6 protein-coding genes are annotated in these 4,646 nt (G+C 75.5%); 3 read left to right on the top strand and 3 right to left on the bottom strand.

Annotated elements, in window-relative coordinates; all coding sequences use genetic code 11:
• Both ABEB16_RS04380 and ABEB16_RS04375 read left to right on the top strand, forming a co-directional pair.
• A partial coding sequence (locus tag ABEB16_RS04380; protein ID WP_345711050.1) for a helix-turn-helix transcriptional regulator occupies positions 1-232 on the top strand: 232 nt, incomplete at its 5' end.
• 112 nt (positions 233-344) lie between these two features.
• Complete coding sequence (locus tag ABEB16_RS04375; protein WP_345711049.1) at positions 345-812, top strand: nuclear transport factor 2 family protein; 468 nt, start codon at positions 345-347, stop codon at positions 810-812.
• 49 nt (positions 813-861) lie between these two features.
• Here the strand turns inward: ABEB16_RS04375 and ABEB16_RS04370 are convergent, their stop codons facing one another.
• The 3 genes from ABEB16_RS04370 to ABEB16_RS04360 form a co-directional block, all read right to left on the bottom strand.
• Entirely contained in the window at positions 862-2,136 is a 1,275-nt protein-coding gene (locus ABEB16_RS04370; RefSeq protein ID WP_345711048.1) for an MFS transporter, read from the bottom strand.
• Positions 2,133-2,600 (bottom strand): MarR family winged helix-turn-helix transcriptional regulator, encoded by a 468-nt coding sequence (locus ABEB16_RS04365; protein ID WP_345711047.1) that lies wholly within the window; start codon positions 2,598-2,600, stop codon positions 2,133-2,135. Before ABEB16_RS04365 ends, ABEB16_RS04370 begins: the two co-directional genes overlap by 4 nt.
• A 129-nt stretch (positions 2,601-2,729) precedes the next feature.
• Positions 2,730-4,229 carry an NCS2 family permease gene (locus ABEB16_RS04360; RefSeq protein WP_345711046.1) on the bottom strand — a complete coding sequence of 500 codons (1,500 nt, stop codon included), beginning with the start codon at positions 4,227-4,229 and terminating at the stop codon, positions 2,730-2,732.
• 225 nt (positions 4,230-4,454) lie between these two features.
• Here ABEB16_RS04360 and ABEB16_RS04355 point away from each other — a divergent pair.
• Positions 4,455-4,646 (top strand): hypothetical protein (locus tag ABEB16_RS04355; protein WP_345711045.1); only part of this gene is annotated, 192 nt, incomplete at its 3' end.

The raw sequence follows: 4,646 nt of genomic DNA, 5'->3' as shown, positions 1-4,646 counted from the left end.
GCACGTCAGCCCGTTCCACTTCGCCCGGCTGTTCCGGGTCGCCACCGGCTGCAGCCCGCACCAGCACGTGCTGCGCCGCCGCGTGGAGCGCGCCCGCGAGCTGGTGGTGGGCACGGCGGTGCCGCTGGCGCAGGTGGCGGCCCGCTGCGGCTTCGCCGACCAGAGCCACCTGACCCGCGCGCTGCGCCGCGAGCTGGGGGTGACGCCCGCGGCGCTGCGTGCGAGGAGCTGAGCACGGGGCGACCAGGACGGCGCACGAACCGTCCAGAGCGGCCCGCGCCGCCCGCGGCAGGCTTTCCGCACGAGCCGGGCGCAGGGCCCGGCCGGAGGTGGAGGAGGTCGACGTGGGCGGTACCGCGGTGGGACGGGCGCACGACGGCGCGCAGGTGCGGGAGGAGGACGGCGCGGTGGTGGGGGAGGAGGACGTCGCGGTGGTGCGGGCCGCGTATGCCGCGTTCGCCCGGGGGGACCTGGCGGGGCTGGCCGCCCTCGTCACCGAGGACGTGACGATCTCCCAGTCGCCCGCGCTGCCGTGGGGCGGGGAGCGGGTCGGGCTGGAGGGGCTGGGGCGCTTCGCCCGGGCGCTCACCGAGCACGTGGACTCCGCGCCGGTGACCGAGCGCATCTACGCCGACGGGGCGGGTGCGGTGGTGCAGGTGGGGCGCACGCAGGGCACGGTGCGTGCCACGGGTGCGAGCTACGACGTGGCCGAGGTCCACGTGTGGAGGGTCCGGGACGGGCGCATCAGCCGGTTCGAGGCGTACGTCGACGCGGCGGCGATGCTGCGGGTGCTGGCGGCTCCGGCCCCCTGAGCGGCCCCGCCGGCCGCCCGTCGCGGCGCTGCGACGGGCGGCCGGTGCGTCAGGCGGCGGCGGAGTCGGTGCGCTCGGCCGGCAGCACCTGCAGGTGGGGCGTGCCCCGCAGCTGGTAGTGCAGCCGCTCGCCGCCGCGCCGCAGCAGGAACAGCGCCGCGGCCACGGCCACGGCCACGGCCGGCAGCGAGCCCACCAGCAGCGACCAGCGCGGCCCGAAGGCGCTGCCCATCCAGCCGACGAGGGGACCACCGACCACGGTGCCGCCCTGGAACAGCCCCATGTACAGGGCCATGACGCGGCTGCGGATCGCCGGGTCGGTGCTGAGCTGGATCGTGGCGTTGGCCGAGGTCATCAGGGTCAGCGAGCACAGGCCGACGGGGACGAGCAGCACCGCGAAGAGCGCGTAGCTCGGCATGAGCGCCGCCACGGTGGTCACGACGCCGAACGCGGCGGCCGCGCCGAAGACGAGACGCATCCTGGGCCGCTCCCGGCGCGCGGCCAGCAGCGCCCCGCTGAGGGAGCCGATCGCGATGATCGAGCCGAGCAGGCCGTACTCGCCGGGCCCGCGGTCGAACTCGACGCGGGCCATCAGCGCGGTGGTGAGCTGGAAGTTCATGCCGACGGTGCCGACGACGGCGACGACGGCGAGGATCGCGACGACGTCGGGGCGGTGCCGCAGGTGGCGCAGCGCCTCGCCCATGCCGCCCCGGCCCCGCGCGGGGCGCGGTGCCCGCGCCAGCGGCCGGATGCGCCACAGCGCCAGGATCGGCCCGGCGAAGGACAGGGCGTTGATCAGGAACAGCGGGCCGGTGCCGACCCAGCCGATGAGCAGCCCGGCCAGGCCGGGGCCGACGAGGCGGGCGGAGTTGAACGAGGCGCTGTTGAGGCCGACGGCGTTGGACAGGTCCTCGCGCGGGACGAGCTCGTGGACGAAGGTCTGCCGGGCGGGGCCGTCGAAGGCGGTGGCGCACCCCAGGAGCACCGCGAAGACGTAGACGTGCCACAGCTGCGCCGCACCGGTCACGACCAGCAGGCCGAGGCCCAGGCCGAGCAGGGCCATCGCGCTCTGGGTGACGAGCAGCACGCGCTTCTTGGGCCAGCGGTCGGCCACGGCGCCGGTGACGGGGGCCAGCAGCAGGATCGGGCCGAACTGCAGGCCGGTGGTGATGCCGACCGCGGTGCCGGACTCGTCGGTGAGCTGGGTGAGCACGAGCCAGTCCTGCGCGACGCGCTGCATCCAGGTGCCGACGTTGGAGACGACGGCGCCGGAGGCCCACAGCCGGTAGGGGCGGTGGCGCAGGGAGCGGAACGTGGCGCTCACGGGGCGACCACCCGGCGCAGGATCTCGGTGGCGCGGGCGAGGACCTCGCGCTCGGCGGGGGTGAGGCCGGCGAGCTGGCGGGCCAGCCAGGCGTCGCGGCGGCGGCGGGTCTCCTCGACGGTGGTGCGCCCGGCCGGGGTGAGGCGCACGAGCACCTGGCGGCGGTCGCCGGGGTGGTCGCCGCGCTCGGCGAGGCCGCGCTCGACGAGGGAGGCGACGGTGCGCGTCATCGACGGCGGCTGCACGTGCTCGGCCTCGGCCAGCTCCCCGGGGGTGCGGGGGCCGCAGCGGTCGAGGAGGGCCAGGACGGAGAACTGCGCGTCGGAGAGGTCGTCGTCGCTCTTCATCGCGCGCAGCCGGCGGGTGCTGCGCATCAGGGCCGTGCGCAGCTCGGCGGCGAGCCCGGCGGGGCCGCGGGGGACGGGCGGGTATTCGGGCGGGCGTTCGGGCGGGCGTTCGGACACGGTGGGAGCGGGTGGCACACCCCCAGCATATCCTTAGCAAGGCTAATGAGCCTGGCGAACGAGTCCGGCGGACCTGCCCGGTGGGCGTGCGGGGCGGGGCCGGGGCGGGGTGCCGCCCCGGCCCGCCGCTCAGGCGCCCAGCGCGTCGCGGATCGGGTCGACCGCGAAGTAGACGACGAACAGCGCCGCGACCAGCCACAGCAGCGGGTGCACCTGCGACGCCTTGCCGCGCACCACCTTGATGAGCACGAAGGAGACGAACCCGGCGCCGATGCCCACGGTGATCGAGTAGGAGAACGGCATCAGCACGATCGTGAGGAACGCCGGCAGGGCGATCTCCACGTCGCGCCAGTCCACCCCGGTCACCTGCTGCATCATCAGGAAACCGACGATGACGAGCGCCGGCGTCGCGGCCTCGTAGGGCACGACCGCCACGAGCGGGGCCAGGAACGTCGCCGCGAGGAACAGCACGCCGGTCACGATCGAGGCCAGGCCCGTGCGCGCCCCCTCGCCGACACCCGCCGCGGACTCGATGTAGGAGGTGTTGCTCGAGACGCCGCCCGCCCCGCCGGCGATCGCCGCCAGGGAGTCCACGACGAGGATCCGCTGGGCGTTCGGCGGGTTGCCCTCCTCGTCGAGCAGGTCCCCCTCGGCGCCGATGGCGACCATCGTCCCCATCGTGTCGAAGAAGTCCGCCAGCAGCAGGCTGAAGACCAGCAGCACCACGGTCGTCACGCCGATCGCGGAGAACGAGCCCAGCAGGTCGAACTCGCCCAGCAGCCCGAAGTCGGGCACGGCGGCGACCTGGTCGGGCAGCGTCGGCACGTTGAGGCCCCAGCCGCCGGCGTTGGCCGTGCCGTCGGCGCCCGTGCGCGGGCCGATGTCGGCGACGGCCTCCAGGACCACCGCCAGCGCGGTCGCGGCCACGATCCCGATGAGCAGCGCGCCGCGGACCCGGCGCACCAGCAGGGCGATCATGAGGCCGAGGCCCGCCACGAAGACGACCGAGGGCCAGCCGCGCAGCGAGCCGCCGATGCCGAGCTCCAGCGGGGTGGCCTGGCTGGCGGGGATGCGCACGATGCCGGCGTCGACGAGCCCGACGATCGTGATGAACAGCCCGATGCCCACGCTGATGGCCGTCTTCAGCTGCGCGGGGATGGCGTGGAAGACCGCGCGGCGGAACCCGGTGAGGACGAGCACCAGGATGATGAGGCCCTCGAGCACCACCAGGCCCATCGCGTCGGCCCACGTCATGCCGGGCAGGGTCGCCACGCCGAAGGCGACGAAGGCGTTGAGGCCGAGGCCGGTGGCCAGCGCCAGCGGGTAGTTGGCGACGGCGCCCATCAGGATCGTCATGACGCCGGCGACGAGCGCGGTGGCCGCGGCGACCCTGGCGACGTCCGGGGCGTCGCCGCCGCCGAGGAACCGCCCGGTGCTGTCCTCGCTGAGGCCGAGGATCAGCGGGTTGAGCACGACGATGTAGGCCATCGCGAAGAACGTCACGACACCGCCGCGCACCTCCCGGCCCACGGTGGAGCCGCGCTCGGTGATGCGGAACCGGCGGTCGAGGCCGGACGGTGCGGTGGGCGGTGGGCTCGCCGAGGTGGCGGGGGTGGCGGGGGTGGCCAAGGCTTCCTCCGGGCGGGGGTGGGAACGGACATCCGCGGCCGCCGGCGCTGGCGCGGCCTGCTGCGGCACGCGCCTTCACGCGCGGACATGGTGGCAGACGGCGCGCACCGACCTGGGGGAGACGGGCGGGGTGGGACCGCGGTGTTGCGCCGAACGGGTACCCCTCTCCCCATGTCGTCACGTTACGGATAAAGTCCCTCACGTTGCGTAGGGAGGGATGCAGTGGTGAACGACGCCGCGCCGAGCCACGTCGGGCACCGCGACCGCACGGCCGCCGGGGACGCGGCCAGCGCCCCGCCCCGTCCCGCGCCGCGGCCGCGCACCGGCGAGCGCACCCTGCGCACCCTCCCGCCCCCCGGGACGTGGACCCTCGTGCAGCGCGCCCAGCGGGCCCTGGCCGCCTGCACCGACGCCACC

The sequence above is a fragment of the Kineococcus glutinatus genome (genome assembly GCF_039542765.1).
Lineage (GTDB): Bacteria > Actinomycetota > Actinomycetes > Actinomycetales > Kineococcaceae > Kineococcus_A > Kineococcus_A glutinatus.
This window is presented reverse-complemented; position numbering and strand designations above follow the sequence as displayed.